General features: G+C 70.6%; 24 protein-coding genes. 11 read left to right on the forward strand and 13 right to left on the reverse strand.

Annotated features, from left to right (window positions below; translation table 11 throughout):
• The first annotated feature begins 236 nt into the window (after positions 1-236).
• From GXW74_RS03285 to GXW74_RS03300, 4 genes are all read left to right on the forward strand, one after another.
• Positions 237-1142, forward strand: coding sequence for a MurR/RpiR family transcriptional regulator (locus GXW74_RS03285; protein WP_211844847.1), 906 nt, complete (start codon positions 237-239; stop codon positions 1140-1142).
• Positions 1129-1287, forward strand: a complete 159-nt coding sequence (locus tag GXW74_RS03290; protein ID WP_211844848.1) for a hypothetical protein — start codon at positions 1129-1131, stop codon at positions 1285-1287. The genes GXW74_RS03285 and GXW74_RS03290 overlap by 14 nt, the downstream gene beginning before the upstream one ends.
• On the forward strand, positions 1280-2512 hold the full coding sequence (locus GXW74_RS03295) for an MFS transporter (RefSeq protein WP_338148121.1): 1233 nt from the start codon (positions 1280-1282) through the stop codon (positions 2510-2512). The genes GXW74_RS03290 and GXW74_RS03295 overlap by 8 nt, the downstream gene beginning before the upstream one ends.
• 900 nt (positions 2513-3412) lie before the next feature.
• Complete coding sequence (locus tag GXW74_RS03300; protein WP_211844849.1) at positions 3413-4186, forward strand: class I SAM-dependent methyltransferase; 774 nt, start codon at positions 3413-3415, stop codon at positions 4184-4186.
• 228 nt (positions 4187-4414) lie between these two features.
• Here GXW74_RS03300 and GXW74_RS03305 read toward each other — a convergent pair whose 3' ends face one another.
• Positions 4415-5314, reverse strand: coding sequence for a LysR substrate-binding domain-containing protein (locus tag GXW74_RS03305; protein ID WP_211844850.1), 900 nt, complete (start codon positions 5312-5314; stop codon positions 4415-4417).
• Between the two features lie 163 nt (positions 5315-5477).
• Here GXW74_RS03305 and GXW74_RS03310 point away from each other — a divergent pair, with 163 nt between their 5' ends.
• Positions 5478-6731, forward strand: coding sequence for an MFS transporter (locus GXW74_RS03310; RefSeq protein WP_211844851.1), 1254 nt, complete (start codon positions 5478-5480; stop codon positions 6729-6731).
• A gap of 257 nt (positions 6732-6988) precedes the next feature.
• Here the strand turns inward: GXW74_RS03310 and GXW74_RS03315 are convergent, their stop codons facing one another.
• The 5 genes from GXW74_RS03315 to GXW74_RS03335 form a co-directional block, all read right to left on the reverse strand.
• The gene (locus GXW74_RS03315) at positions 6989-7498 is read right to left on the reverse strand and encodes a beta-ketoacyl-[acyl-carrier-protein] synthase family protein (protein WP_246522806.1); all 510 of its coding nucleotides are present in this window, start codon (positions 7496-7498) and stop codon (positions 6989-6991) included.
• A complete protein-coding gene (locus GXW74_RS03320; RefSeq protein WP_211844853.1) occupies positions 7444-8586 on the reverse strand; it encodes a CaiB/BaiF CoA transferase family protein in 1143 nt (380 codons plus the stop codon). The genes GXW74_RS03315 and GXW74_RS03320 overlap by 55 nt, the downstream gene beginning before the upstream one ends.
• Positions 8587-8602: 16 nt before the next feature.
• Positions 8603-9589, reverse strand: a complete 987-nt coding sequence (locus GXW74_RS03325) for a Bug family tripartite tricarboxylate transporter substrate binding protein (protein WP_211844854.1) — start codon at positions 9587-9589, stop codon at positions 8603-8605.
• Between the two features lie 52 nt (positions 9590-9641).
• Entirely contained in the window at positions 9642-11168 is a 1527-nt protein-coding gene (locus GXW74_RS03330) for a long-chain-fatty-acid--CoA ligase (protein WP_211844855.1), read from the reverse strand.
• 200 nt (positions 11169-11368) lie between these two features.
• Entirely contained in the window at positions 11369-12142 is a 774-nt protein-coding gene (locus GXW74_RS03335; RefSeq protein ID WP_211844856.1) for an IclR family transcriptional regulator, read from the reverse strand.
• A 105-nt stretch (positions 12143-12247) separates the two neighbouring features.
• Between GXW74_RS03335 and GXW74_RS03340 the strand changes: the two genes are divergently transcribed.
• The 5 genes from GXW74_RS03340 (at position 12248) to GXW74_RS03360 (ending at position 17221) form a co-directional block, all read left to right on the forward strand.
• Positions 12248-13426: an acyl-CoA dehydrogenase family protein gene (locus GXW74_RS03340; RefSeq protein WP_211844857.1), complete on the forward strand. Its 1179-nt coding sequence runs from the start codon at positions 12248-12250 to the stop codon at positions 13424-13426.
• 55 nt (positions 13427-13481) lie between these two features.
• Positions 13482-14456, forward strand: coding sequence for a Bug family tripartite tricarboxylate transporter substrate binding protein (locus GXW74_RS03345; protein ID WP_211844858.1), 975 nt, complete (start codon positions 13482-13484; stop codon positions 14454-14456).
• Between the two features lie 511 nt (positions 14457-14967).
• Positions 14968-15858 carry a c-type cytochrome gene (locus tag GXW74_RS03350; RefSeq protein ID WP_211844859.1) on the forward strand — a complete coding sequence of 297 codons (891 nt, stop codon included), beginning with the start codon at positions 14968-14970 and terminating at the stop codon, positions 15856-15858.
• 163 nt (positions 15859-16021) lie between these two features.
• Positions 16022-16561 (forward strand): molybdopterin adenylyltransferase, encoded by a 540-nt coding sequence (gene mog, locus GXW74_RS03355; protein ID WP_211844860.1) that lies wholly within the window; start codon positions 16022-16024, stop codon positions 16559-16561.
• A gap of 105 nt (positions 16562-16666) precedes the next feature.
• Entirely contained in the window at positions 16667-17221 is a 555-nt protein-coding gene (locus GXW74_RS03360; RefSeq protein WP_211844861.1) for a DUF4329 domain-containing protein, read from the forward strand.
• A gap of 104 nt (positions 17222-17325) precedes the next feature.
• Here GXW74_RS03360 and GXW74_RS03365 read toward each other — a convergent pair whose 3' ends face one another.
• The 7 genes from GXW74_RS03365 to GXW74_RS03395 all read right to left on the reverse strand — a co-directional run bounded on the left by GXW74_RS03365 (position 17326) and on the right by GXW74_RS03395 (position 26028).
• The gene (locus GXW74_RS03365) at positions 17326-18348 is read right to left on the reverse strand and encodes a succinylglutamate desuccinylase/aspartoacylase family protein (RefSeq protein ID WP_211844862.1); all 1023 of its coding nucleotides are present in this window, start codon (positions 18346-18348) and stop codon (positions 17326-17328) included.
• A gap of 8 nt (positions 18349-18356) precedes the next feature.
• The gene (locus GXW74_RS03370; RefSeq protein ID WP_211844863.1) at positions 18357-19349 is read right to left on the reverse strand and encodes an ABC transporter ATP-binding protein; all 993 of its coding nucleotides are present in this window, start codon (positions 19347-19349) and stop codon (positions 18357-18359) included.
• Positions 19346-20323, reverse strand: a complete 978-nt coding sequence (locus GXW74_RS03375) for an ABC transporter ATP-binding protein (RefSeq protein ID WP_338148122.1) — start codon at positions 20321-20323, stop codon at positions 19346-19348. Before GXW74_RS03375 ends, GXW74_RS03370 begins: the two co-directional genes overlap by 4 nt.
• Positions 20320-21204 carry an ABC transporter permease gene (locus tag GXW74_RS03380; protein WP_211844864.1) on the reverse strand — a complete coding sequence of 295 codons (885 nt, stop codon included), beginning with the start codon at positions 21202-21204 and terminating at the stop codon, positions 20320-20322. Before GXW74_RS03380 ends, GXW74_RS03375 begins: the two co-directional genes overlap by 4 nt.
• Positions 21197-22141, reverse strand: coding sequence for an ABC transporter permease (locus GXW74_RS03385; RefSeq protein ID WP_211844865.1), 945 nt, complete (start codon positions 22139-22141; stop codon positions 21197-21199). The genes GXW74_RS03380 and GXW74_RS03385 overlap by 8 nt, the downstream gene beginning before the upstream one ends.
• A 4-nt stretch (positions 22142-22145) precedes the next feature.
• Complete coding sequence (locus tag GXW74_RS03390) at positions 22146-23720, reverse strand: ABC transporter substrate-binding protein (protein WP_211844866.1); 1575 nt, start codon at positions 23718-23720, stop codon at positions 22146-22148.
• 82 nt (positions 23721-23802) lie between these two features.
• Positions 23803-26028: a N,N-dimethylformamidase beta subunit family domain-containing protein gene (locus GXW74_RS03395; protein ID WP_211844867.1), complete on the reverse strand. Its 2226-nt coding sequence runs from the start codon at positions 26026-26028 to the stop codon at positions 23803-23805.
• 103 nt (positions 26029-26131) lie between these two features.
• On the opposite strand from GXW74_RS03395, the gene GXW74_RS03400 reads away from it, so the two are divergent.
• Positions 26132-26896 (forward strand): class II aldolase/adducin family protein, encoded by a 765-nt coding sequence (locus tag GXW74_RS03400; RefSeq protein WP_211844868.1) that lies wholly within the window; start codon positions 26132-26134, stop codon positions 26894-26896.
• Positions 26897-26899: the final 3 nt, after the last annotated feature.

Raw genomic sequence — 26899 nt, forward strand, 5'->3', positions numbered from 1 at the left:
TTACGCGCAGGCTCGGGCGGAACGCGATAGGCAAGGACGATCCATCGCGGCCGATCCCTGCGGCAGTCTTCATGGTCACGATCGCTGCATTCTCAATCGTATCGAGCGATCCAAACGGCAAATCGAGGGCAAAGGCTCCATGGCCTCTGCATCCTTCGATGCCTTCCCGGCAGCTCATGTAGCATTGACTACATCATCCTGATTTCTGCAGTATGCGCCCCATCCGGAGCGACACGATGCCGCAACGTCTACCCCATCGACTGCGATGTGAGGCTGCAGATCCCTTCGGCGAGCGCCTTGGCGCGGCCCTGCCGCGTCTATCGCCGGCCGGGCGCCGCGTCGCCCGGTTCCTGAACGAGAACCGTCCCCTGGCGCTGGCACTGTCCGCCATGGAACTCGCAGAGCGGGCCGGCACCTCCGACGCGACCGTGGTGCGCAGCGTCCAGGCGCTCGGCTTTCGCGGCCTGCCCGAACTCAAGCGCGAACTCGCCGCCGCCCTCGCGGCTCCTCCAACCAATCCGGCCGAGGCGATGCGCGGCACCCTGGCCGAGGCAGGCGAGGAATCCTGGCACGCCGTGGATCTCGCCATCGAGACACAGCGCGAGGCGGTGGAGGCGCTGGCGACATCCGAAGCCCGCGCGACCCTCCGGGCAGCCGTCGCGACCCTGCATCCGGCATGCCGGATCCTGGTGTTCGGCCTCGGTCCCTCGGCGGCCCTGGCGCGCTACCTGGCGACGCTGCTCGGGCGCGCGGGGCGCTCGGCGCGGGCGCTCGATGCGAGCGGCATCGCACTGGCGGACCAGATGCTCGACCTCGGACCTGGCGATGCGCTGCTCGTCCTCGCCTATGGCCGTGCCTACCGCGAGGTGGTGGCGCTGTTCGGCGAGGCGCGGCGACTGGCGCTGCCGGTCGTGCTGGTGACCGATAGCCTCGACGGATCCCTGGCGCGGCACGCCGATGTGGTGGTACCCGCGCGGCGTGGCCGCGCGCGCCGGGTCGCGTTGCACGGCGCGACGCTCGTCGCGCTCGAGGCTATCGCCCTCGGCCTGGCGGCGATGGACGGGGAGCGGGCGCTCGCCTCGCTTGACCGCCTCAATGACCTGCGCGCCGCGATCGCGGGAGGGCGCCATGATGCGGGCTGAGCTGCGTCCAGCCTGGCTGATGGCGGCGCTCGGCGTGGCCCAGGTCCCGCTGGAACGCAGCGCAGCGCGCCACCGCGTCGGCATCCCGTTGGCGAACGTCATGCGCGCCGCACGGAAGGGCCGCCTGGCAGCATCCGGTGGCTGACGCAGCCGGACCGACCGAAGGTCCTCCCGCTCCGCGACCGCGCATCCCGGGTGGCGTCTGGGCGCTCGGCTTCGTCTCGCTGCTGATGGACGTCTCCTCCGAGATGATCCACGCGCTGCTGCCGGTGTACCTGGTCGTCGGCCTCGGCGCCTCGACCCTTGCGGTGGGCTTCATCGAGGGCATCGCCGAAGCCACCGCGGCGATCACCAAGGTGTTCTCCGGCGCGCTGTCGGACCGGCTCGGCAAGCGCAAGCTTCTGGCCGCCACGGGCTATGGGATGGCGGCGCTGACCAAGCCGGTCTTCCCGCTGGCGCATACGGTCGGGTGGCTGGTCGCGGCGCGCTTCATCGACCGCGTCGGCAAGGGCATCCGCGGCGCGCCCCGCGACGCGCTGATCGCCGACATCGCGCCGCCCGGGATCCGCGGTGCCGCCTTCGGGCTACGCCAGGCGCTGGATACGGTCGGGGCCTTCGCCGGGCCGCTGCTCGCCATCGCCCTGATGTGGGCGACGGCGGACAGCTTCCGCTTCGTCTTCTGGATCGCGGTGCTGCCGGCGGCCGGCGCCTTCCTGCTGATCGTCTTCGCCGTGCGAGAACCGGCCCGCCCGCCTGCGACGGGCGAGCGCCGACTGCCGCTGTCGCGAGCGGAACTCGCCCGGCTGCCGGCGGCCTACTGGTGGGTCGTGGCCGTGGCTGCGGTCTTCACGCTGGCGCGATTCAGCGAGGCCTTCCTGATCCTGCGCGCGCAGCAGGCCGGGCTGGCGATCGTCCTGGTCCCCGCCGTACTCGTGCTGATGAATGTGGTCTATGCGGTCTCCGCCTATCCCGCGGGGCTGCTGGCGGACCGGATGGACCGCGGCAGGCTGCTGTCGTTCGGCCTGCTGTGCCTCATCGTCGCTGACATGATCCTGGCGGCATCCAGCGGGCTCGCCGGCATCGCGGTCGGGGTTGCGCTGTGGGGCCTGCACATGGGGCTGACCCAGGGGCTGCTCTCCACCCTCGTCGCGGACACCGCGCCGGCCGATCTGCGCGGCACGGCCTTCGGCATGTTCAACCTCGTCTGCGGCGTAACCATGCTGGCGGCGAGCGTGCTGGCCGGCGCGCTTTGGGACATGTGCGGGCCGGGCGCCACCTTCCTGGCCGGGGCGCTCCTGGCGATCGCATCGCTCGTCGGCCTCAACCGGCTTCAGGGGCGGTTCGGGATCGCAACCGGCAGAGGCCGATAGCGACGGGCTGCCGCCAAACGTCTCCTTCGCGAGAAGTTCGGGGCCCGCTTCCCTTTCCTACGCCTCGGATTTCCCGGATTCCCGCCACCTTCATCCACCGACATCCGCGGTGCATCGAAGGCCGATGCTCCGGCCGAGGGCGTGACCCGACGGCTTCACCTCGGATTCCGCCACATGCCGCAGCAGCAAGGCACCAGCGGCCGCACGGGTGACCACGACCCTGGCAGCCATGATCCGGGCTCCTTCAAAGCGAGGGTCGCAGTCAGGCCGGGCACGCAGGTTCCCGCAGCGCGTCCGGCCGCCTTGCGTTGCGGCACCATCACATCACGCATATTGTGTAGCGTCGCTCGTCACCAGCGATCGACCCAATTGGTGCAAGGCAGCACACCCCGTGACGATGACTGCCGCACAGTGCCGCGCCGCGAGGGCCCTCCTGAATTGGTCGCAGGATCAGCTCCAGGCCGGGGCGAAGGTCGCCCCGGAAAGCGATCGCGGACTTCGAGCGTGAGGCGCGCCAGCCCTTCCCTCGGACGCTGGAGACGCTGCGCATCGCCCTCGAAGCCGCCGGGGTCCAGTTCATCGCAGAGGATGGCGGGGGCCCAGGCGTGCGGCTGCGAAAGACGGCCGCGCCGGGCATCAGGAGCGAGCCGTCCGATGCGGCGGACCACCTGCAAACCGAAGAGGACCAGGCGGCATATCCGGCGGAGGCCGGCGCGCGTGGCGAGCCAGCCTTGATCGCGACGGCGAAGGCCGCGGTCGCCCCCCGCGCGCCCCCGGTCGAAGCGCCGAGGCGTTCGGCCGAAGAAGGGCGAGTGACGTCACCCATGCCGGCGCTGGAGGTTGCCGCCACCCTCGGGACCGCCGGCGTCGAGTTCAACGAAGAGGACGCGTGCCCGAGCCATGAACGAGTTGCCGCCTCACCCAGCACTCGCCCGTTACTATGACCGGCAGAGCCGGCGGGAGAGCTTCGTCCGCACGCTCTTCGACCGCGGTGCGCGCGCATATGACCAGATCGACAGGGTCTTCTCCCTGGGTTCCGGTCCGCGCTACCGGCGCGATGCCCTCCGGCGCAGCGGACTGGCACCGGGTCACCAGGTCCTGGACGTCGCGATCGGCACGGGCCTCGTCGCGCGCGAGGCGCTGCGGATCCTCGGGCACCCGGCCGGCGTCATCGGGCTCGACGTCAGTGCCGGCATGCTCCGCGAGGCGCGGCGCAACCTGCCCGTGCCGCTGCTGCAGGCGCGGGCCGAATCCATCCCCTTGGCGGATGCGGCGATCGACCTCGTCACAGTCGGCTACGCCTTGCGGCACTTCGCGGATCTCAACCGGACCTTCGCCGAGTTCCATCGCGTGCTGCGGCCGGGCGGCAGCGTGCTGATCCTTGAGATCGACCAGCCCGAAAGCCGTGCCGGCCAGGCCGCGCTCCAGCTCTATCTGGGCCGCATCGTGCCCACGCTCTCCCGCTGGCTCGGCGGCGGCAGGGATGCCGGGGAGATGATGCGGTACTTCTGGGACACGATCGACGCCTGCGTTCCATCTGCGGCCATCGAGAAGGCGCTCGCCGGGGCTGGCTTCGCGCAGGTGTCCTGCGAGGTGCAGCTCGGCATCTTCCGCGCCTATCGGGCGAGCATCGGCGGCGGGCCCGGCGCGCAACCGCCGAACGTCAGTGCGTGACTGTCGTGCGCCCTCCCGACACCTCACCGATCCCGGCCGCCTGGCTGGCCTTCGCGCCCTCGAGGCGGCATGGGCGGCGGCGCGGGCGGTGATCGGGAGCGCAGCCCTGGCAAGGGGACCTGCTCTAGAGCGGTTTCCGTTCGCCCTGGCTCACGGCAACCGCTCCAGCCTTCTGTTTTCGCGAGCATCTTTGCCCGATCAGGCGATTCCACCTGATCGGGATCTGCTCTAGCCCTCCGCCTCGGCCAGCCCGCGGATCTGGCGGATCAGCGTGCGCGTGGCCGGCGCCGTCTCCGCGCGGCGGAAGGCGGCGACGATATCGGCGAGGATCGGCGCGCCGCGCAGCGGCCGGTAGGTCACGCCCGGCAGGGCGAGGGTCTGGCACAGGCTTTCCGGCACCACCGCCACGCCGAGTCCTAGCGCCACCAGCGTCGCCACCGCGATCAGGTCCCGCCCCCGATGCGCGAGCCGCGGCGCGAAGCCGCCACGCTCCGCCACGGCGAGGGTGTGGTGGTGGAAGCTCATCCCGGCCTCCTGGTCGGGGATGATGAAGGCCTCGCCGGCGAGCGCCGCGGCCGGCACGGAGGGCTCGGCGATCAGCGCATGGTCCGGCGGCAGGGCGATGAAGACCGGCTCCCGCCGCAGCCGCGCGGTGACGATGCCGGGCGGCGTGGTCACCGGCGCGCGGACGAAGCCGATGTCGAGCCGGCCCTCGGCCAGCGCCTCGATCTGCGGGGCTGATTCCATCTCGTGGAGATGCAGCTCCACCTCGGGATGTTCGCGCCGCCAGGCGGCGATCGCCTGGGCCAGCACACCCGAGAGCGCGGCGGAACCCGCGAAGCCGATCTCGATGATGCCGCGTGCGCCACGCCCGGCGAGGCGCGCCACGCGCTCCGCACGGTCGAGCTGCTCGAGCGCGGGGCGCAGTTCCTCGAGGAACAGCTTGCCGGCGTCGCTCAACGCCACCGAGCGCTTGGTGCGGACGAAGAGCCGCGCGCCGAGCCGGCGTTCGAGCTCCTGCACCTGTTCGGTCAGGGAGGGCGGGGAGATGCCGAGCCTTTCGGCGGCGCGGGCGAAATGCAGCGTCTCGGCAACGGTGGCGAAGGCGCGCAGCAAGCGAAGCTCCATGCCCGCAGACTAGGTCGGATTATTCGGCTGCGCCGAATTTTTTTGCGGTGCAGCAGCAATGACCCTGTCAATGTTTCTGACCTAAATTGCGGCACGCGGCCATCGCATCCGCCAAGATTGCTCAGGGAAACGGCGTCCAGCCCATTCCAGGAGCAGTTCTGCCGTGAGCAGCACAGTCGCCGGCCCCGTCACCCTCCCCGCCCAGCCCGCAACGGCGACGCCCCATATCGAGCGCGGCACGGCCGCCTTCATCCGCACGAGCATCGCGCTGTTCTGCGCGGGGCTCGCGACCTTCACCCTGCTCTACTGCACGCAGCCGCTGCTTCCGGTCTTCTCGCGGGAATTCGGCGTCAGCGCCGCCTCGGCGAGCCTTGCGATCTCGCTCCCTTCGATCGCGCTCGCGATCGGCACGCTGGTGGCGAGCTCGCTCTCGGAGAGCTTCGGCCGAAAGCCGCTGATGGTGGGTTCCGTCTTCGCCTCGGCCGGGCTGACCTTGGTCTCCGCCTTCGCGCCGAGCTGGGAAGCCTTCCTCATCCTGCGCGCGCTGCAGGGCCTGGCGCTGGCGGGCCTGCCGGCCGCGGCCATGGCCTATCTCGCCGAGGAAGTGCATCCGCGCTCCATCGGCCTGTCCATGGGGCTCTACATCAGCGGCAACGCGCTGGGCGGCATGGCCGGACGCGTCGGGGCAGGGCTGTTGAGCGAGTTCGTCTCCTGGCATGTCGCCGTGGGCGCCATGGGTGCGCTCGGCCTGGTGACGGCGACGGTCTTCCTGGTGAACCTGCGGCCATCCCGCCATTTCACGCCGCGGCCGCTGCGGCTCGGCAGCCTCGCCCAGGGCTTCGCGGGCCATCTGCGCGAGCGGGGGCTGCGCGCGCTGTTCCTGACCGGCGCCCTGCTGATGGGCGGCTTCGTGACGATGTACAACTACATCGGCTATCGGCTGGTGGCGCCGGAGATCGGCCTCTCGCCGAGCATCGCGGGACTCGTCTACTCGGTCTATCTCGTGGGCATCGTCGCTTCGGTCAGCATCGGCGCGCTGGCCGACCGGCTCGGCCGGGCGCGGATCTTCTGGATGAACCTGGTGGTGATCCTGGTCGGGCTCGGCGTCTCCCTGTTGCCCTCGGTGACCGGGGCGGTGGTGGGGCTGGCGTTCCTGACGCTCGGCTTCTTCGGCGCGCATGCGATCGCCTGCGCCTGGGTCGGGCGGCGCGCGCTGAAGGCCAAGGCGCAGGCTTCCTCGCTCTATCTCTTCGCCTGCTATGGCGGCTCGGCCGTGCTCGGCACCTTCGGGGGCTGGGCGCTCGAGGCCTGGGGCTGGGCCGGCGTGGTCGGGCTGATCGCCGTCTGCACGCTGGTGGCGCTGGTCGCGGCGCTTTGGCTCTCGCGGCTGAAGCCGCTGGCGCAACCGGTGGCCTGAACGATCCCGCGCACCCGGCGCAGCCCGATCGTGCGCCGGGGGCCCGGATGTCCGATCCGTCCCGGTGGCCTGATCCGGAAGTCCTGCGCGCTTCGCGGCAAGCAGGCCGTTGAAGGCAAAGGCTAGAGCAGATCCCGATCAGTTGGAATCACCTGATCGGGCAAAGATGCTCGCGAAAACAAGAGGCTGGAGCGGTTTCCGTTCGCCTTGGCTCACGGCAACCTCTCACGCCCTCTGCGTTCGCGAGCATCTCGGCCCTAGGCGGCCTCCAGCGCCAGCGCGATGCCTAGGCCGCCCCCGATGCACAGCGTGACCATGCCGCGGCGCAGCCCGTCTCGCCGCATCCCATGCAGCAGCCGCGTCACCAGCACCGCGCCGGTGGCGCCGATCGGGTGGCCGTGGGCGATGGCGCCGCCTTCAGGGTTGATGATGTCCTCGGGCAGGCCGAGTTCCTGTGCCACGGCGAGGGGCACGGCGGCGAAGGCCTCGTTGATCTCGATGCGCTCCAGGTCGCCGATCGCCCAGCCCGCCCGCTCCAGCGCCCGCCGTACCGCCGGTACGGGGCCGAGGCCGAACAGGCCGGGTTCCACCGCCGCGACGCCATAGCCGACCAGCCGCGCGCTGGGTTGCAGGCCGGTCGCCTCGGCGAAGGCGCGGCTGCGGGCGGAGTGATCGCGCTCCGGACCCGGGTCGGGGGGTGCTCCGGGCAGGATCAGCCGAACGTGCCGGCGGCGCTCAGCGTGGCGATCTCCTCCTCGGCCAGCCATCCCGAGAGCGCCTCGGCCACGTGAACCGGATCGGCTTCGCATGGCGGCGTCGGCGCCTCCGGCACGGTGCGGCTGAAGCGGGGTGCCGGGCCGGGCTGCACGACGCCCTCGACCTCGATGTAGGTTCCGCGCGCGACCATGTGCGGGTGCCGTCGTGACTCCTCCATGGTGAGCACCGGCGCAAAGCACCCGTCCGTGCCTTCAAGCAGTTCGCACCATTCCGCCCTGCTCCTCGTGCGGAAGACGGCGGCCAGGCGCGCACGCGCCTCCGGCCAGCGGGCGCGATCGTGCTGCGCGGGGAAATCCTCCGCCGCGATGCCGAGGCGGCGCAGCAGCTCCGCGTGGAAGCGCCCCTCGATGGGCGCGACCGAGATCCAGCCCCCGTCGGCGCATGCGTAGCAGTCATAGAAATAGGCGCCGGAATCGAGCAGGTTCGCGCCGCGCTCCTCCTGCATCATCCCGGCGGCGAGCAGGCCATGGAAGCCGGTCATGAGATGGGCGGTGCCGTCCACGATGGCGGCATCCACCACCTGGCCCCGCCCCGATACGCGCGCTTCCAGCAGCGCCGACAGCACCCCGACCGCGAGGTAGAGGGAGCCGCCCGCGAAATCCCCGACCAGGTTGAGCGGCGGCGTGGGCGGCTGTCCCGCGCGCCCGATCGCGTGCAGCGCCCCGGTCACGGCGATGTAGTTGAGGTCATGGCCCGCTGCCTGGGCAAGCGGCCCCGCCTGCCCCCAGCCCGTCATGCGGCCGTAGACGAGGCGCGGATTGCGCGCATGGCACGCCTCCGGCCCCAGGCCGAGGCGCTCCGTCACACCGGGGCGGAAGCCTTCGAGCAGGCAATCCGCCGTCTCGACCATGCGCAGCACAAGTTCCCGCGCTTCCGGCCGCTTGAGGTCGAGCGCCACCGCCTGCCGCCCACGCAGCGCGAGGTTCGCACGGATCGGCCGCTTCACGCCGAGATCCTGCGGATCCGGCCGGTCGATGCGCAGCACGGTCGCACCGAGATCGGCCAGCAGCATCGCGCACATCGGCAGCGGGCCGATGCCGGCGAGTTCCAGGATCCTGATCCCGGCGAGCGGTCCCATGGCGATCCCTGCCCGCTCAGTTCATCTCGAGCACGAGGCCCTCGCGCCGGACGACGTCGCCCCATTTGGCGACCTCGGCAGCGACGAAGGCGGCGAATTGCTCCTGCGTGGTGACATGCGGATCCGAGCCGGCCTGGCGCAGCCGCGCGACCGTCTCCGGGTTCTGCAGCATGGTCCGCGCTTCGGCGTTCCAGGCGAGGATCGCGTCGCGCGGCGCCGCGGCGTGGCCGAACAGCGCCGCCCAGGTGCTGACGTCGTAGGCGCCGAGGTCCGGCGCAGTCTCGCGCAGCGCCGGCAGGTCCGGGAAGAGCGGGCTGCGCGTGGCGGAGGTGACGGCCAGCGCGCGCAGCCGGCCCGCCTGGATATGCTGGGCCGCCGCGATCAGGTTCTCGAACATGAACTGGATGTTGCCGGCCAGGAGCTCGGTCAGCGCCGGGGCGGAACCGCGGAACGGCACATGCGTCGCCTGCGCGCCGGTGAGCTGCAGGAACCACACGGCCGAGAGGTGCGGCGACTGGCCGATGCCCGACGACCCGTAGTTCAGGGGCTGCGAGCTGCGGCGCAGCAGGGCGACGAATTCGGCGACGGTGTTCGCCTGCACCGAGGGATGCACGACCAGCACGTTCGGCCCGCGGATGAGGCCGGAGGTCGGCATGAAGGCGTCCGGCCTGTAGGGCAGGTTGCGGAACAGGGAATAGGCGGTGGCCTGCGGCCCAATGTTGCCGACCAGCATGGTGTGCCCGTCCGGCGCGGCGCGGAGGAATTCCGTGGTACCGATCACGCCGCCGCCGCCGGCCTTGTTGTCCACCACGCAGGGCTGGCCCCAGGCTTCCTGCACGCGCCCGGCCAGCAGCCGCGCCGCGATGTCGGTGATGCCGCCCGGCGGCGCCGGGACGACGATGCGCGTGGGCCGCGCCGGGCGCCATTCGCTCGCCCGGGCCGCTGGCGCGACGGCCGTGAGCGCGGCAGCGCCAAGCAGGGTGCGGCGTGTGATGTCAGCCATGGTCGTTCGTCTCCCGGTTCTTCCCGATGGGGTGGTGCGGCGTCGTCGCCGATCAGTTCACCTGGCGCGCAAGGCCCTGCCACCAGGGCGCGCGCAGCGCCGCCTTCTGGACCTTGCCGGTGCCGCTGCGGGGCAGCGGCTCGGTGCGGAGCTCGATGGTCTTGGGGCATTTGTAGCCGGCGATGCGCGTGCGGCAGTGGGCGATGAGGCCGGCCTCCGAGAGCTCCATCCCGGCGCGCGCGACGACCACCGCGTGCACCGCCTCCCCCCAGCGTTCATGGGGCACGCCGAAGACGGTGCATTCCAGGACCGCGGGATGGTCGTGCAGCGCGTTCTCGACCTCGGCGCAATAGACGTTCTCGCCGCCGCTCACGATCATGTCCTTGAGCCGGTCGACGAGGAACAGGTAGCCGCGCGCATCGAGGTATCCGGCATCGCCCGTGTGCATCCAGCCGCCGGCGAGGGCGCGCGCGGTCTCCTCGGGACGGTTCCAGTAGCCGGCCATCACCGTCGCGCCGCGCACCTGGATCTCGCCCACCGCGCCGGGCGGGAGCGGATGGTCCTGCGGATCGGCGATGCGCAGCTCGACATTCGGCACCACCTGGCCGGCGGAGCGCAGCAGGGCCGAACCCGCCACGTGGTCGCGCGACGACAGCATGGTCGCGACCGGCGACAGTTCCGTCTGGCCGTAGGATTGCATGAGGCCGACATGCGGCAGCCGGTCGAGCAGCGCCTCGATCAGCGCCTGCGGCATCGGCGCCGCGCCGTAGCTCAGGGTGCGCAGGCTCGACAGGTCGTGCGCGGCGAAATCCGGCACGCCGAGCAGGGCGGTGACCATCGCCGGCACCACCACGGCCATGGTCACGCCATCCTCCGCGATGGTGCGCAGCACGGCGGCGGCATCGAAGCGCGGCAGCACCACATGCGTGCCGGCGAACACCGTGGTCGAGTAGACGCGCGCCCCGGCGCCGAGATGGAACAGCGGCCCGCAATGCAGGTGCACGGTCTCGCTCGTCATGCCGAGCATGGAGGAGACGTTGAGCGCGTTCGTCACCAGGTTCGCGTGCGTCAGCATCACGCCCTTGGCGCGCCCGGTGGTGCCGCCGGTGTAGAACAGGCAGGCGAGGTCGCCGCCGCCGCGGCCGGCATCCTCGGCCGGTGCCTGCGCGGCGATCATCGCTTCGAGATCCGCGCCGATCGTCACCACCCTGGGCGGCGCGGCCATGTCGCGCGCGAGGCTGGCGGCGAGCTCGGCATGCGCGGCATCCGCGAGCAGCACGCGTGGCGTCGCATCCTGCAGCATCTCGAGCATCTCGGCCGGGGCGAAGCGGCTGTTCACCGGGGCGAGGACACCGCCCGCCCAGGGGATGGCATGGTAGGCCTCGACATAGGCATGGCTGCTGTCGGCCAGGATCGAGACCCGGTCCCCGGGCCCGACGCCGAGGGCGCGCAGGGCGGCGGCCATCCGCGCCACGCGGTCCGCATGCTCGCGCCAGGTGAAGCGCCGCGCGCCGTCCACGACCGCGGTGCAGTCACCGCGGATGGCGGCGGCGCGCGCCACGCCGGCTGTCAGGCTCAAGGCTGCGCCGCCGGTCACGCCGCGGCCTCGCCCTCGGCCAGCCGGGCGGTGCTGTGCCGGCCTCGCTGCCCTGCGCCGGTGGCGCACGTCACCCTGCCCGCGCGTTCCATCCGCCGGCGCTCCTCCGCATTTTCGGTGAGGCTAGGTCACCTCCGTCGGAATGCGCAAGGTTGATCTTCTGTCCAAGAAAAGAAATTCTATTAGTCGAAGCTCGTGGCCCGGCGGATGTCCACCCCCAGGGTGACGAGCTCCACCCCGATCCGCTCCAGCGAAGCGACATCGTGCTGCCCGCCGAACATGGTGGCGCTGACGACGGAGAGCCCATCCGCCCCGTGTTCCGCCACCGGCGCCGAGAGGGTGGTGACACCCAGCACGTAGTGGCCCTCATCCAACGCCCAGCCGCGGCGGCGGGTGTCCTCCACCTGCATGAGGAAGGCCTCGAAGCTGAACGGGCGCTGCCAGCGCAACCCTTCGAAGCGCCGCCGCAGCTCCGCTTCCGGCATGCCGCCGAAGGCGCCGGCGACGCGCCCCATGGCGCCGATCAGCAGCGGCAGGCGCTGCCCGACGCCCATGCGGATGCGCATCACCTGGTCGCTCTCCGCCACCTGCGTCAGCACCATGCGATCCGGGCCGGCGGGCCGCCACAGCGACACCGTCACCCCGTGGCGGAGCGCGAGTTGCCGCATCATCGGCAGCACGTGCGTGAGTTCAGCCCCCTTCGCGAAGGCGGCGCGCGCCAGGTCCACGAGGCCGAAGTCGAGCGCGTAGGTCTTCGCCTCCGCATCGAAGCGGACCAGTTCCCCCTGCGCCAGCGTGCGCAGGATGTTGAAGCAGGTGGAGGTGTTCAGGCCGAGCGCACGCGCCAGCGGCGTGACCCCCAGCGGCGCCGGCGCGGCGGCGAGGTGTTGAAGGATGCGGATCGCGGCCGCCACGGCGGGAACCTCCGCCCTGGCGGCAGGGGGCCGTTCGGCCACCCCGACCATCTCCTGCCCGTCCATCCTCATCCCCGCTCACGGATCGCTTGCAAGAATGGTATTCCTTCCACAGAATGTCCAGAACAACGGTGAGGAAACGCCCTGGTGATCCCGCGAACCCTCTTTTCCGAAGAGCACACGCTCTTTCGCGAGCAGGTGCGGCGCTTCGTCGAGCGTGAACTCACGCCCCACCACGCCGCCTGGGAAGAAGCCGGCGTCGTCCCGCGCGAGGCCTGGCGCAAGGCCGGCGCCGCCGGGCTGCTCTGCTGCAACATCCCCGAGGAATACGGCGGCATGGGAGGGGATTTCCTGCACAGCGCCATCGTCATCGAGGAGATGTCCCGCGCCGGCGTGACCGGCCCGGCCTTCTCGCTGCACTCGGACATCGTCGCCCCCTACCTGCTGCACTACGGCACCGAGGCGCAGAAGCGCCACTGGCTGCCCCGCATGGCGCAGGGCGACGCGCTGGCGGCCGTCGCCATGACCGAGCCGCAGGGCGGCAGCGACCTGCAGGCCATCCGCACCACCGCGCTGCGCGACGGCGACGACTACGTCATCAGGGGCCAGAAGATCTACATCACCAATGCGCAGGGCGCCGACGTGATCGTGGTCGCCGCCAAGACCGACCCGTCGGCGCGGGCCAAGGGCATCAGCCTGATCCTGGTCGAGACCGGCCGCCCCGGCTTCGCGCGCGGCAAGCCGCTCAAGAAGGTCGGCTGCAAGGCGATGGACACCTCCGAGTTGTTCCTCGACGAGGTGCGCGTGCCGGTCTCGAACCTGCTCGGGGAGGAAGGGCGCGGCTTCTTCCAGCTCATGACGGAACTCGCGCAGGAACGCCTGGTGCAGGCGGTGCGCGCCGTCGCGGCCGCCGAGGCGGCGCTGCAATGGACCATCGACTACACCACGGGCCGCAACGCCTTCGGGCAGACCGTCGCGGATTTCCAGAACACCCAGTTCCGCCTGGCGGAGATGCGCGCCGAGATCGCCGTGCATCGCGTCTATGTGGATCGCTGCATGGAGGTGCATCTGGAAGGGCGGCTCGATGCCGTGGATGCGGCGATCGCCAAGATGCAGGCCACGGAGCTGCAGGGCCGCGTGATGGACCGCTGCGTCCAGCTCCATGGCGGCGCCGGCTACATGTGGGAATACCCGATCGCCCGCGCCTGGGCGGATGCGCGCATGGCGCGCATCGCCGGCGGTTCGGTCGAGGTGATGAAGCAGATCATCGCCCGCAGCATCCTGCCCAAGCAGGAGCGGCGGCGCGACAGGTCGCAGGCGGCGTGAACGGAACCTCCGCGACCGGCATCCGGCGCGGACGGACCATGAGGGAGAACCAGGAATGACCGAGCTTCTCCGTCGACGGGCGCTGCTTGCGGCCCCTGCCGTGCTGCTCGCCCCACCGGCCGGGGCGCGGCCGCGCTATCCCGGCCAGCAGGCGGTGACGATCGTGCTGCCCTATACGCCGAGCGGGCTGCCGACGCTGCTCGGCAACATGATGACGCAGGGGCTGGCACAGCGGCTCGGCGGCAGCTTCGTCGCCGACTACCGGCCGGGGGCCTCGACCTCGATCGGCGCGCGCCAGGTCGCGCGGGCGCGGCCGGATGGGACCACGCTGCTGATGGGCAGCGTCACCACCTTCACCGTGGTGCCGCATGTCATCCGCAACCCCGGCTACGATCCGCTGGCCGACTTCGACCACCTGACGATGATCGGCAACACTCTGTCGATGCTGATCGGCCATCCGCGCTGGACCGACCTCGCCGCGGTGGTGGCGGAGGCGCGGCGCCGGCCCGGCGAGCTGAGCTACGCGACCTTCGGCAATGGCTCCAGCGCGCATCTCGTGATGCTGGACTTCCTGCGGCGCGCCGGCATCGAGATGCTGCACGTGCCCTTCGGCGGCTCCGGCCCGGCGATCACGGAGATCCTGGCCGGGCGCGTGGACGTCATGTTCTCCACCTTCGCCTCGGCCAGGCCGCATGTGGAGGCCGGGCGCCTGCGCGGCTTCGGCGTGCCGAGCGCGGCGCGGGTCCGCTCCATGCCGGAGATCCCGACGATGATCGAGCAGGGCTACGAGGGCTTCACCTTCGACGCCTGGCTGAGCGTCGCGGCGCCCGCGGGGACGCCGGAACCGATCCGCACGGTCCTGGAGGCCGCCTTCATCGAGACCTTCGCCGATACGGACAACCGGGCGCGGCTCGCGGGGCTGGGGCTTGAACCCTCGCCGCCTGGCGCGGCGGCCGTGCGTGAGAGCATCCGGCGCAACCTCGCACTCAACCGGGAGCTGCTGGCGCAGGCCGGGGTGACGCCGGAATAGCCGGGCCGGGACCGTGGTGCCCACGATGCTCGCCATCGGTCGCTTCGTGGCTCGACCCTCGGCGACCAGCGCGGAAGCCTGGGCAACGCGGCGCCCCTCGCGCATGCCGCCACCAGCGCGTGCGCCCCTTCACGCCGCCGCATGGGCGGCGAAGGGAATGATGCCAACGGCCGCTATTCGCGACCGCTGGCATGGGGCTTTTCGTGCCCTCAGGCGCCGGGCGCAAACCACCGGTCTGCTTGGCTTCGCGGGACCACCGGCGGGCCGCATTCCGAATTCCCGGTCACCTTGCAAGGCAAGGTGGCTGGGTGCCCGTCGCGGCCTCGGCAGCGTCAGGAACTCGTCCGCTGGTATGACAGCGAATCGCTGATCGGCGACCCTTCCCCCGCTGGCTGATGGCCTTCGATAGGCATCCGCCGCCGAAGCGCCAGCCCCTGGACTGGACGCGATGGGGGATGGCTTGATGGCCATTCTGTGCAGCGAGTGCAGAAGCGAGGGGAGCGCCATGCGCATGTCCGTCCTTTCTCCCTGCCACCGGGGCCATGTGCGGCGCCTCGGACTGGTCCGCCCCGCCGGCTTGGCGCTGCTGCTGTGGGTGCTGATGCCGCTCACGGCCCGCGCCGCCCCCCTCGCGCTGGAAGACGGCGCGAACCGCTTGACCGTCGATACCGCGACGCTGTTGGCCCGCCCGGATGCGGCGGAGATCAGCGTCCCGGCCGATATCGGCTACGGCGGCGTGCAGCGGCGCTATCGTGCCGTGCCCCTGGCCTCCGTGCTCGCCCTGCTGCCGGCCCCGCCGCCGCCAGGCGGCGTGCTCGAGGCCGCGGCCACCGACGGTTTCGCGGCCCAGGTGCCGCTGCACCTCATCCTGCAGACGACGCCCGGCGGCCCCCGCGCCTGGCTCGCGCTCGAGGAACCGGACTCGCCCTGGCCGCACCTGCCGGGCAAGCAGGCCAGTGCGGGCCCCTTCTACATCGTCTGGGAACGGCCCGAGGCGGGACGGATCTCGCCCGAATACTGGCCCTATCAGCTTGCGGCGCTGCGCTTCGTGCAGCGCCCGGCGGTGCGCTGGCCACAGATCGCGGCGGACCCGTCGCTTCCCGCCGATCACCCGGCGCGACGCGGGCAGGACGTCTTCACCTCGATCTGCCTCGCCTGCCATCGGATGAACGGAGGTGGGTCGGCAGACATGGGCCCCGACCTGAACCGGCCGATGGGCCCGACGGAGTATTTCCAGCCTGGCGCACTGCGCCGATACCTCAGGGATCCGGCGAGCGTCCGGAACTGGCCGGAGCAGAAGATGCCGGGCTTCGCGGCCGATCAGATCAGCGAGACGGAACTCGACGCGCTGCTGGCCTACCTCTCCCATATGGCCGCTCGGCGGCCTGCCGGAGCACGGTGAAGGTCGTCGCCAATGCTTCTCCGCACCGCCCGGGGCTCAACTGCGCCGAGTTGACGAAGGGCCGAGGAATTGCGGCTATGCTGCGTCCGGTGTCACTCGCCGCAGGGAATGATTGCAGCCGGTTGCAGCCGCGGCGCCGCGTCCCTTGCCATGGAGCCCCCTCATGACCGATGCCGCGACGCCGATCGGCGTCGTCACCGTCTCCGACCGCGCCAGCCGCGGCATCTATGAGGACAAGGGTGGGCCGGCGATCGAAGCGGCGCTGGCACGCATCCTCGCCTCCCGCTGGCGTGCGGTGCGGCGCCTGGTGCCGGACGAGCGGCCGGCGATCGAGGCGACGCTGCGCGACTTGGCCGATGCGGAAGGCTGCGCGCTGATCGTCACCACCGGCGGCACCGGCCCTGCCCCGCGCGATGTCACGCCTGAAGCGACCGAAGCCGTCTGCGAGCGCATGCTGCCCGGCTTCGGGGAACTGATGCGCGCCGTGTCCCTGCGCGCCGTGCCGACCGCAATCCTCTCCCGCCAGACGGCGGGCACGCGCGGACGCAGCCTGATCGTCAACCTGCCGGGGAAGCCCTCGGCGATCGGCGAATGCCTGGACGCCGTCTTTCCGGCCATCCCCTACTGCATCGACCTGATCGGCGGGCCGCGGCTCGACACCGACCCCGCTGTCTGCAGGGCGTTCCGCCCCGCCGGGGCATGACCGCGCGGCAGCCGGCCGCGGTGACGCGAGTCACTTGACCCGTACGGCGCGGAAGCTGTTCCGTCATCGCGACAGGAAACCGGCAGCGCGAAAGGAGCCCCGACCATGCCCGGCGACGGCGGCCAGACCGGCCAGAACAAGAGCACCACGGTGACGGTATCGCGCATGGACGAGAAGGCGCGCGACCTCCTCCAGGCCGTCCTGCCGGCCTCCATCGCGAGCGGCTTCGAGAAGGGCGCGGTGATCTGCCGCGGCAACAGCAACGGCGCGCTCTCCTCGAGCGATGTCCGCACCGGCACCGTCAAGCATACGGTCGATGTCGGCCTGGGGGAGTGGAACTGCGGCTGCCCGGCCGGCACCACGCCCGTCGCCTACTACCACACCCACCCGACGCCGCCCGAGAGCATCGATCCTGCCTCCGGCATGCGGGGCAGCCCGGACTTCAGCGACGACGACAAGTTCATCGCCTACGATGCCGGCATCGTCGCCTATGTCGCCGGGCATGACGGCACCATGCGCCGCTACAACCCGCCGCCGGTGCCGACCGTGATGGTCGAGGGAAGGCCCGTCCGGACCATTCCGACCGACGAGGAAGGCAGGATCCTGCCCGTCCCCGACGTGCCGGTGGTCACCTTCAACTGGACGCTGAAGACGAAATGACTGGAGCAAATCCCGATCAGGCGGACTCCCCTGATCGGGTTGGGATGCTTGCAGGAACAAGAGATCGGAGCGCCTGCGGTGAGCCAAGGCGAACGGCAACCGCCCTAGCCCGCGAGGTCGCTCGCCAGATGGAACAGGCAATCGCCGCGCTTGGTCCGCGCGGGGATGCGTTTGCACATGACGATGCCGCCGGCCTTGAAGGCGATCTCGACCGGCGGCAGCCAGGGCGTCTCGGGCATGTGGATGCGCGCGGCCGGCGTTCCGGGCACGACCGCGTCGCCGAGCTCGACCAGTGGCTCGAAGACGCCGTTCTCAGGCGCATAGACGTACATCTCGGGACCGCGCACATCGAGGAAGCGCGTTGCGACCGGCGGTTCCACCCAATGCTCCCTGCCGAGGATGCCGAGATGGACGAGCAGGTTGCGCAGGCCCCGTTCCGCGATGGCGAGCCCTGACGCGTTCACCGCCCCCGCACCACCGAGTTCCGTCCCCAGCGCGATGCTGCCGCGCCGGTCCGCCCCGCTGCCGAGCGTCTGATCCCCGCCCTGCCCCTGCGCGCCGCCCTGGATGTAGGTGTAGGGCGCGCCGAAGGCACGCAGCGCCGCAAGCTGCTTCTGGTACAGCACGGGATCGGCCGACTGCTTGGCCAGCGCCGTCGGGATGTAGTTCAGCGACGACCCGCCCGAATGCAGGTCGATCACCAGGTCGGCGAGCGGAATCAGCTCGCTGTCGATGTAGTGCGCGATTTGCCGCGTGACGGTCCCGTCCGGATCACCCGGGAAGATGCGGTTCATGTTGAGGTCGTCGATCGGCGAGACGCGCCGCCCGATCAGCGCCGCCGGATAATTCGCCATCGGCATCATGATGACGCGGCCCCGGATCATCCCGGGCTCAAGGAACTTGATCAGGTTGGTCAGCGCGACCTGGCCCTCGTACTCGTCGCCGTGGTTGCCGGAGGTGAAGAGCGCCGTCGGCCCCTCCCCGTTCTTCACCACCACGATCGGGATCGGCAGGAAGCCGTAGGCGGACTCATGCGTCGAGTGGAACAGGCGGATGAATCCCGCCTGCTTGCCGTCCTTGCCATAGTCCACTTCCGGGACGAGGCGGGACTTGCGGGTCTGCGACATGGCGTTCCTCAGGCTTTGGGCGTCTCGATCAGGTGGCAGGCAACCTGGTGGCCGGGCGCGGGGTCGGTGAGCGCGGGCGCGCGTTCGCGGCAGACCGACATGACGTGCGGGCAGCGCGTATGGAAGCGGCAGCCGGATGGCGGGTTGAGCGCAGAGGGGATGTCGCCGGCGATGCGTTCCCGCTTGCCGCGGGAGCGCTGCGCCGGATGCTGCGCCGGCACGGCGGCGATCAGCGCGCGCGTGTAGGGGTGCAGCGGCGCGGAGTAGATCGTCTTCTTGTCCGCCACCTCGACCACCTTGCCGAGATACATCACCGCGACGCGGTCGGAGATGTGCCGCACCACGGACAGGTCATGCGCGATGAAGAGGTAGGTCAGCCCCATCTCCCGCTGCAGGTCCTGCAGCAGGTTGACGATCTGCGCCTGCACCGAGACGTCGAGCGCCGAGACCGCCTCGTCGCAGACGATCAGCCGCGGATGCAGGATCAGCGCGCGGGCGATGCCGATGCGCTGGCGCTGGCCGCCGGAGAATTCATGCGGGAAGCGGTCGAGGGCGCGCGCCGGCAGGCCGACCTTCTCCAACATCTGCGTGACCTTGCGGCGCGTCTCCGCGCCCGGCTTCGCACCGTGGATGATCAGCGGCTCGGCGATGATGTCCTCGACCGACATGCGCGGATTGAGCGCGCCATACGGGTCCTGGAAGATGATCTGCATGGAGCGGCGGAAGGCGCGCATCTCCATCCGCCCGATGCCGGTGATGTCGTTGCCGTCGAAGGTGATGCGGCCCGAGCTCGGCTCGATCAGCCGCAGCAGCAGGCGGCCGAGGGTCGACTTGCCGCAGCCGGATTCACCGACCAGGCCGAGCGTCTCGCCGGCGTTGATCGAGAACGAGACCTCATCCACCGCGCGCAGGCTCATCGGCTTGCGCAGCCCGAACAGCCCGCCGCCGCCGATCTCGAAATGCTTGGCGAGCGCCGTTGCCTCGACGAGCGGCGTGGTCATGGCAGGGCAAGCTCCCGCGCGCGGAAACAGGCGGCGGTGTGGGCGGGCTCCAGGGCTTCCAGCGTCGGGATCGCCTCCGAGCAGGCCGGCTGCGCGTGGCGGCAGCGCGGGCCGAAGCGGCAGCCGGGCGGCCGGCGCGCGGGTTCCGGCAGCGTGCCGGGAATGGCGACCAGGCGCGGCCTGTCCTCGATAAGCGACGGCACGCATTCCAGCAGCCCGCGCGTATAGGGGTGCAACGGTCGGTCGAAGACGCTGGCGACCGGCGCTTCCTCGATGACCCGGCCGGCGTACATCACCAGCACGCGGTCGGCGGTCTCGGCGATCACGCCCATGTTGTGCGTGATGATCATGATCGCCATGCCGAACTCGTCGCGCAGGTCCATCAGCAGGTCGAGGATCTGCGCCTGGATCGTCACATCGAGCGCGGTGGTCGGCTCATCCGCGATCAGCAGCTTCGGCTGGCAGGCGAGCGCCATGGCGATCATCACGCGCTGCCGCTGGCCGCCCGACATCTGGTGCGGGTAGTCGTCCAGCCGGCGCGCGGCGGAGGGGATGCCGACCTTGTCCAGCATCCCGATCGCGCGCTTGCGCAAGTCCGATTGCGACAGGCGCTCATGCGCGGCGATCGTCTCCATGATCTGGTCGCCGATGGAGAAGACCGGGTTCAGGGAGGTCATTGGCTCCTGGAAGATCATCGAGATCCCCGGGCCGCGGATCGCCTGCATCTGGCGGTCGGACAAGCCGGTCAGGCGTTGGCTGTTGAACACCACCTCCCCGGCCGCGACGCGCGCCGGCGGCTGCGGCAGCAGGCCCATGATCGTCAGCGCGGTCACCGACTTGCCGGAGCCGGATTCACCGACGATGCCGAGGATCTCGCCTTCCTTCAGGGAGAAGGAGACCTCCTCGATGGCGTTCACCTCGCCACGCCCGGTCATGAAGGCCGTCGTCAGGCCGCGGACCTCGAGCAGGTTCACTGCTGGATCCTGAGCCGTGGGTCGAGCACGTCGCGCAGCCCGTCGCCGAGGAGGTTGAGCCCCATCACCGTGATCATCAGCGCCACGCCCGGGATGGTGATGATCCAGGGCGCTTCGCGCATGAAGTCGCGCCCCTCCGCCATGATGTTCCCCCAGGTCGGCGTCGGCGGCACCGCGCCGACGCCGAGGAAGGACAGCGTCGCTTCCGACAGCACCGCATAGGCGAACAGGAACGAAAGCTGCACGATCATCGGCGCCATGGCGTTGGGCAGGATGTGGTGGCGCAGGATGCGCCAGTGCCCCGCGCCGGCGGCGACGGCGGCCTGCACGTATTCCATCTCCCGCAGCACGATGACCGAGGACCGCACGATGCGCGCCGTGCGCGGGATGTAGACGATCGACAGCGCGAGGATGACGTTGAGCGTGGACGGCCCCAGCACCGAGGTGACGGCGATGGCGAGCAGGATCGCCGGGAAGGCCATCAGAGCGTCGTTCACCCGCATCAGGGCGTTGTCGAGCCTGCGGAAGTAGCCCGCAGCCGCGCCGATCAGCGTGCCGAACACCGCGTTCAGCGCCACCACCGAGGCGCCGATGACCATCGAGAGCTGCGCCCCCCAGACCACGCGCGACCACAGGCTGCGACCGAAATTGTCGGTGCCGAAGAGCCAGGTCTCGCCTGGCGGCAGGAACTTGTTGCGCATCGACAGCCGTTGCGGATCCACGCCCGCGATCCAGGGCGCCGCGGCGGCGATGCCGGCGATGATGCCGAACAGGATCAGCCCCGTGACGAACAGCCGGTGGTGGAACAGCCGCCGCAGCGCCGCGCGCGCGGGGTGCTCGCGCTTGTAGGCAATGCCTTCCGCGTCCGCCGCCTCACTCATAGCGCACCCGAGGGTCGAGCAGGGCGTAGAGCACGTCCACCGTGATGTTCACCAGCACGAGGAAGGTCGTCACCAGCAGCAGCCCCCCCTGCACCATCGGGTAGTCGCGGCTCAACACCGCCTGGGTCAGCAACTGCCCCATGCCGGGCAGCGAGAACAGCGCCTCCGTCACCACCGCGCCGGAGAGCAGCAGGGAGACGATGATGCCGACCACCGTCACGATCGGGATCAGCGCATTGGCGAGCGCGTGCTTCAGGATCACCTGCCGCTGCGGCAGCCCCTTGGCGCGCGCCGTGCGGATGTAGTCCTGGCGCAGCACTTCGAGCATCGAGGACCGCGTGATGCGCGCGAGCAGGCCGGCCTGCAGCAGCGCGAGGGAGAAGGCCGGCATCGTGGTGCTCGCGAGCCAGCCGGCGGGGTCCTGGCTGAAGGGCACGTAGCCGCCGCTCGGCAGCCAGCCGAGATGCACGGCGAAGAGGATGATCATCAGCAGGCCGAGGAAGAAGTTCGGCACGGAGATGCCGATCATGGCGAACATCATCGCCGCCTGGTCGATGATGCTGTTCTGCCGCAGTGCCGCGACGATCCCGCTGGCGATGCCGATCAGCAGGGTGAAGACGAGGGCATAGAGCGACAGCCCGATCGTCACCGGCAGGCGTTCCATCGTCGCCGCGAAGACGCCCTTGCCGAGCAGCAGCGACCTGCCGAGATCGCCCCGCGCCAGGCCGCCGTAGTACTCCAGCAACTGCATGTGGAAGGGCTGGTCCAGCCCGAGGTCGCGGCGCAGCTGCTCGATCTGCGCCGGCGTCGCGGCCACCCCGGCAATGGCTGCGGCCGGGTCGCCCGGAATGAGCCGCATCAGCCCGAAGCTGATGAGGCTGACGATGAGGAGGACCGGGATCGCGCTCAGCGAGCGCCGGGCCGCGACCCCGATCACGGCGCTACCGCTGGATCCATACGTTGGAGAAGCGCGGTATCCGGAACGGCACGAAGCCCTGCACGTTGGATCGCACCGCCTGCACCTTGGTCAGCGCTCCGAAGGGGAAGGCGTAGGCGCGCTCCAGCACCAGGCGCTGCATGGTCGCGAAGGCCGCCTGGCGCGCTTCCGGCGAACGCTCGTTGTTCATGGCGTTCCAGGCCGCCAGCACGTCCGGGTCGTCGCGGTCGTCGCGCGGATGGTAGGCGGCATTGGGCGCGACGAGGAACTGCATGGTCGCTAGCGCGCCGAGCGCCGGCTGCGTGCCCCAGCCGGTATGGAAGAAGTGCCACTCGTCGCTGTTCACGCGCTGGGACATCTGGACCGAGGTCGGCCAGTCTACCACGCGCAGGCTCGCGTTGATCCCGATGGCGCGAAGCTGCTGCTGCATGACCAGCGCGGAGTTGTACATCGGCGGATAGTCGCGGTTGGTCAGGATGGTGATCGGCTCGTTGCGGTAGCCGGATTCACGCAGCAGCGCGCGGGCCCGCGCCTGGTCGTTGATGTTGTAGGTCTCCTTGCCGGCATCCGTGTAGGAGGGCTGGTTCGGATACTGGAAGCCGACATTCAGGCGGAAATTCCCGTCCGTCGCCGCATCCATGATGTCTTCCATGCCGAGCGCCGCCTGCACGGCGCGGCGGAAGGCCAGGTTATTGGTCGGCGGGATGGCGGTATTGGGCAGCGCTATCTGGATCCACCAGTTCTGCAGCGGCAGGATGGTGATTGCACTGTTGCGGCGCAGCCCTTCCAGGGAGCGCGTCGGCACGTCCTCCACCGCCTGCAGGGCGCCGGTTTCCAATCCGGCGACGCGCGCGCTCGCCTCCGTCACGATGCGGAAGGTCACGGTGTCCACGCAGGCGACGCGATAGCCGCCGAAGCCGGTGCGCTGCTCGAAGGCGGTGTTGGGCTGGTATCCCTCGAAGCGGCCAAGCCGCGCATGGCTGCCCGGGACGAACTCCATCAGCCTGAACGGTCCGGTGCCGACGGTGCGAAGCTGCTGCCGCTCGTCGTTCTCGTGCTCCGACGGGATGATGACGATGGGCACGGAGAAGGAGGAGAGCGCCTCGATGAAGGTCGGCTGCACCTGCTTCATGCGGATGACGAAGGTGTGCGGGTCCGGCGTGTCCCACCCCGCCACGTTGTCGAGCGTGCTGCGCTGCAGCCCGATCCGGTTGTAACGGTTGAAGGAGGCCGCGACGTCCGCCGACGTCATCGGCTTGCCGTTGTGGAAGGTGATGCCGCGGCGCAGGCGGAAGGTGTAGGTCAGCCCATCGCCGGATTCCTCCATGCTCTCCGCGAGCTCGAGGATGGGACGGTTGTTCTCGTCCCGCGTCATCAGCGATTCGTACATGTTCATCGCGATGTTGCGGGTGGAGATCGTGCTCGACGTGTGCTGGTCGAGCGAATTCACATTGGCTTCCTGCCCGAAGACGATGTCTCCGCCCCGGCTCGGGCAGGTGAAGGGCGCCGCGAGCAGCGGCCCCGCCGGCAGCGCCATGGCCGCAACGGCGAGCGTGGACGCAAGGCTTAGGCGCTTCATGGGCAGTGTCCCCCGTTGATGCGTGGCCTCAGTCGTTCTTCAGACTGTCCGACGCGATGGGCGGGTCGTCAACACTCTCCGTTCAAGCCACGGCGAAGCGGCGCAGGACGTTCTCCATGATGCGGCTGACCGGCCCGTCGAAGGCGCCGTCCTTCCACAGGCTGCCGCACCAAGTGATGGAGCCGGTGGCGAAGACGGCCCCGCCGCCGGGCGTGCCGAAGAGGACGATCTCGGCGCGCTTCAGCTCGTCCACCTTCTCCCCGCTGACGGTTGCGATGTGGGAGAGCAGTTCCTCGGGCACGGTGACGAAGGAGGATGGCGGATCCTCCGACCGCGCCAGGATCGCCGCGCCTTCCGGCGTGCCTAGGGTGAAGTCCGCGCGGTCCAGTTCGAAGCCCGCGGCGCCGCCGCCCGACAGGCCGTAGTCCCCGAAGGTCTCGCCCTCCACGCCCTCGAAGATCCAGGCGTGCTTCGGGTCGCGGGCGGCGGGCAGCAGGCGGTAATGCGTGCCCTCGAACAGCCCCTGGCCTGAGAAGCCGACGCCGGCGAGCATCTGCGGCGGCCGCCGGTTGCGTCGCCACAGCCCGCCATAGCCGCCATCGGTCTGGTGGTAGTACTCGCCCGGCTCGGCGGCCCAGGCGCGGATGCCGCCTTCCGCGCGGCGCAGCTCCATCACGCCGGGCAGCGTCTGCGTCACCGCGATGCGCCAGTAGAAGCCGTTGCCGCCGAGATACATCATCCGCCCGCCATCGCGCGTGTAGGCGGTGAGCGCGTCGAGCGTCTGCGGCGTGTGGTATTCCGGGTGCGATCCGGTCAGCACCACGCGGTAGGGCTTCAGCAGGTCCGCGCCTTCCTCGTGCAGGTCCTCGTCGGTGACGATGTCGAAGGCGATGTCCTTGGCCTCCAGCCAGGCGAGCAGGTGCGTGTCCGCCGGGTAGTGCCTGAGGCCCGAGCCGCGCGCGTCGTTGAAGGTCAGGAAACCCGGCCGCATGGTCAGGATCGGCCGCAGGCGGGACGAGAACGCGATCCCGCTGCCGTCCGGATGCTTGTTGTAGGTGGACCGCCCGTAGATCGGGTAGTCGTCCGGATTGTGCGGATAGGCGCCCCAGGCAGCGACGCGCGCCTTGTAGGCGGCATCCGCATTGCCGCGCGCGTGGTTGGCATAGGCCTGGTAGGTGAAGGTCGAGGCGAGGAACACCACCGACGCCCTCGCCTGCCCGCGCGGCGGCAGCACGTAGAAGGGCAGCCAGTCCTCCCCGGCCGCGCAGGTGAGGTGGAAGGCGTAGGCGCCGGAGGGCAGGTCGGCGGGGACCTCGAAGGTGAAATCGGTCTGCCAGCCGCAATCGCCGAGGTCATCGGCGTGGAAGTGGATGGCGGCGTAGTCGGCGGGGGCGTGGCGCCAGCACATCTCCGCGCCGGACCAGCGGGCGCCGACCACGGCGCGGGCCGGGATGTTCACCAGATGGCCGTCGCAGGCCTGCGGGCCGACATCGACGATGCGCTGCGTCGGGATGTCGCGGGAGAAGTCCCAGCCCGCCAGCAGTTCCGGCGCCAGCGTGGCGAGGGTCGCGTCAGGATGCGCCCAGGCGTCGCGGTAGCCCGCAAGCAGCGCGGGATCCTCGATCTTGCCCGTCAGGTGGCCGCCGGCCGGGGAGGCGCCGTCCGCGGCGATGGCGATGCGCCCGCCGCCGCTGGGCACGCGCAGCCCCTGCACCACCGCGGTCGCGACCGACGCCGCGCCGCCCTCGAAGGGCACGCAGCCCACGGCGACGCGGCCGGTGCCGGGATCGGCGCTGAGCCACAGGCGATGCCAGCGCCTCAGCGCGGGCGCCTTGCCCGTCGCGACCGCCACGGCGTTCTGCGCGCCGGTGACGATGCCCGTGACGCCGTCGCGCCCGATCGCCAGCCGGGCGACCGTGTCGCCGTCGGTCTCGCAGATCACGGTTGCTTCGGCCTGCGGCGCGGCGGCGAGCCAGACAAGCGCGGTCCAGGTGCAGGGCCCGGCCTCGCGCCGCGGCGCGCGCGGCACGACGGCATGGGAGCCGAGACGGATCGGCTGCCGGCGCCCCGCGAAGGTCAGGTCGAGGCGATGCGCGAGGTCCTCGAAACGCAGGCCCGGCCCCGCCGGGTTGGGATCGCCGGAGATCACGCGCACCAGCCGCGCGCGCGCCTGCCCGCCGTCACGCACGCTCACGCGCACCTGGAAGGTCTCGCCGGGGCGGTGGGAGAAGCGGTCGAGATAGCCGGTGATGGGCAGTTCCGCGATGGGCTTGGGTGGCGGCATGGCGGTGCTCTTGGCGGTTCTCACGGCGAAGCGTCGTCCGCGGAACCGCGCCCGTCAATCCGCCGGCGCTTGGCGTGCACGCGCGGAACGTGCCAGCCTTCCCCGACCCAGGCAGGGAAGGTCGCAGATGGCGAACATGGTCCAGAGCCTTACCAGCAGCCGCGCCGAGGAACGCGAATGGGCGCTGCGCTGCGACATGGCGGCGGTGTTCCGCATCGGCGCGCGGCTCGGCTGGAACGAGCACATCGGCAACCACAACAGCCTGATGCTGCCGGAGGAGTCGGAGCCGCGCTTCCTCATCAACCCGCGCGGCTACCTGTTCCAGGAGCTGCGGGCGAGCGACCTGATCGTCTGCGACCTGGACGGCCGCGTGCTGCGCGGCAAGGGGGAGCTGCGCAAGGTCGCCTTCCACATCCATTGCCGCATCCACCTCGCCAACCCGAAGGCCGCCTGCGTGGTGCATGTCCATCCGCGCTGGCTGACGGCGCTGTCGATGATCGAGGGCGCGGAATTCGCGCTGTCGCACCACAACAGCCTGCTGCTCAACGACCGCGCGGTCTATGACAGCGAGGGAGACCAGCCCGTGCACAGCAGCGAGGAAGGCGACCGCATCGCGCGGCTGATGGGCGACAAGACCATCATGGTCATGCGCGGCCACGGCGTGACGGTGGTCGGCCCCACCGTGCACGACGCCTTCGACGAGACCTACATGGCCGAGCGCACGACCATGTACCAGATGACGGCCATGCAGACCGGCCTGCCGCTGCACAGGCTGCCGGAGGGCCTGCGCCGCCACCATACCGGCGCCTGGGGCGAGAAGCTCGATGCACGGCTGCACCTCGACGCCTGGCGCCGGGTGCTGGACCGCGAGGAGCCCGACTACGCGACCTGAACG

Source organism: Neoroseomonas eburnea (genome assembly GCF_018129005.1).
Lineage (GTDB): Bacteria > Pseudomonadota > Alphaproteobacteria > Acetobacterales > Acetobacteraceae > Neoroseomonas > Neoroseomonas eburnea.

What these genes read in the sequence shown, in the direction of transcription:
- GXW74_RS03285 (WP_211844847.1), top strand. Translation starts at nt 237, where the DNA reads ATGCCGCAACGTCTACCCCATCGACTGCGATGTGAGGCTGCAGATCCC.
- GXW74_RS03290 (WP_211844848.1), top strand. Translation starts at nt 1,129, where the DNA reads ATGATGCGGGCTGAGCTGCGTCCAGCCTGGCTGATGGCGGCGCTCGGC.
- GXW74_RS03300 (WP_211844849.1), top strand. Translation starts at nt 3,413, where the DNA reads ATGAACGAGTTGCCGCCTCACCCAGCACTCGCCCGTTACTATGACCGG.
- GXW74_RS03305 (WP_211844850.1), bottom strand. Translation starts at nt 5,314, where the DNA reads ATGGAGCTTCGCTTGCTGCGCGCCTTCGCCACCGTTGCCGAGACGCTG.
- GXW74_RS03315 (WP_246522806.1), bottom strand. Translation starts at nt 7,498, where the DNA reads ATGGCTGGCCGAGGAGGAGATCGCCACGCTGAGCGCCGCCGGCACGTT.
- GXW74_RS03320 (WP_211844853.1), bottom strand. Translation starts at nt 8,586, where the DNA reads ATGGGACCGCTCGCCGGGATCAGGATCCTGGAACTCGCCGGCATCGGC.
- GXW74_RS03325 (WP_211844854.1), bottom strand. Translation starts at nt 9,589, where the DNA reads ATGGCTGACATCACACGCCGCACCCTGCTTGGCGCTGCCGCGCTCACG.
- GXW74_RS03345 (WP_211844858.1), top strand. Translation starts at nt 13,482, where the DNA reads ATGACCGAGCTTCTCCGTCGACGGGCGCTGCTTGCGGCCCCTGCCGTG.
- GXW74_RS03350 (WP_211844859.1), top strand. Translation starts at nt 14,968, where the DNA reads ATGTCCGTCCTTTCTCCCTGCCACCGGGGCCATGTGCGGCGCCTCGGA.
- mog (WP_211844860.1), top strand. Translation starts at nt 16,022, where the DNA reads ATGACCGATGCCGCGACGCCGATCGGCGTCGTCACCGTCTCCGACCGC.
- GXW74_RS03360 (WP_211844861.1), top strand. Translation starts at nt 16,667, where the DNA reads ATGCCCGGCGACGGCGGCCAGACCGGCCAGAACAAGAGCACCACGGTG.
- GXW74_RS03365 (WP_211844862.1), bottom strand. Translation starts at nt 18,348, where the DNA reads ATGTCGCAGACCCGCAAGTCCCGCCTCGTCCCGGAAGTGGACTATGGC.
- GXW74_RS03370 (WP_211844863.1), bottom strand. Translation starts at nt 19,349, where the DNA reads ATGACCACGCCGCTCGTCGAGGCAACGGCGCTCGCCAAGCATTTCGAG.
- GXW74_RS03380 (WP_211844864.1), bottom strand. Translation starts at nt 21,204, where the DNA reads ATGAGTGAGGCGGCGGACGCGGAAGGCATTGCCTACAAGCGCGAGCAC.
- GXW74_RS03390 (WP_211844866.1), bottom strand. Translation starts at nt 23,720, where the DNA reads ATGAAGCGCCTAAGCCTTGCGTCCACGCTCGCCGTTGCGGCCATGGCG.
- GXW74_RS03400 (WP_211844868.1), top strand. Translation starts at nt 26,132, where the DNA reads ATGGCGAACATGGTCCAGAGCCTTACCAGCAGCCGCGCCGAGGAACGC.